1 protein-coding gene and 1 rRNA gene are annotated in these 659 nt (G+C 54.9%); one reads left to right on the top strand and one right to left on the bottom strand.

Annotated features, from left to right (window positions below; translation table 11 throughout):
• Window positions 1-271 (bottom strand): hypothetical protein (locus CN97_RS21150; RefSeq protein WP_211253720.1); only part of this gene is annotated, 271 nt, incomplete at its 3' end.
• Window positions 272-436: 165 nt separating this feature from the next.
• Between CN97_RS21150 and CN97_RS19695 the strand changes: the two genes are divergently transcribed.
• Window positions 437-659, top strand: a 16S ribosomal RNA gene (locus CN97_RS19695); the annotation flags it as partial.

The following is a 659-nucleotide window of genomic DNA, read 5'->3' as shown; positions in this document are numbered from 1 at the left end:
CTGTCATTTTCTTCTTGCGGGTTTGTTTGTGATTGCCTAGATACCGCTTCACCGAGACGGACGGGGCGCTGGAGACGGGGCCGGGACGGACGGGACGGGGACTGAGGCGGAAGTGCTGAAGTTCTTGTGACAATCTGGAGATGAGGTTGGGCGGTAGGCCAGGCGCGAGTTTGGTTGACCGGTTGATTTTTGTCTCTCTGCTCTTTGACAATATGGTTTTACTGAAGAGATATGCGGGCGGTTCGGTCATACGACCTTTGAAGCCTTGCATATCGGCTCACTAGGGATTTCGGTTCCGATGATGTGAGTGTCAGCTTCACTGTTTGGCGGCTTTGGTCAGCGATGACTTGAGCACGTTGAACAGATGGTCTCCTGGCTTTCGGGTCAGGAGCGATGTGCGAAGGTTCGAACGTCAAGAACCCGCTTTGGTGGGTTTCAACATGAGAGTTTGATCCTGGCTCAGAACGAACGCTGGCGGCAGGCCTAACACATGCAAGTCGAGCGAGGACTTCGGTCCTAGCGGCGGACGGGTGAGTAACGCGTGGGAACGTGCCCTTTGCTTCGGAATAGCCCTGGGAAACTGGGAGTAATACCGGATGAGCCCTTTGGGGGAAAGATTTATCGGCGAAGGATCGGCCCGCGTTGGATTAGGTAGTTGG

The sequence above is a fragment of the Haematobacter massiliensis genome (assembly GCF_000740795.1).
GTDB classification, from domain to species: Bacteria; Pseudomonadota; Alphaproteobacteria; order Rhodobacterales; family Rhodobacteraceae; genus Haematobacter; species Haematobacter massiliensis.
Note: the sequence above shows the minus strand (reverse complement) of the source record. Positions and strands in the feature narration are given on the sequence as shown.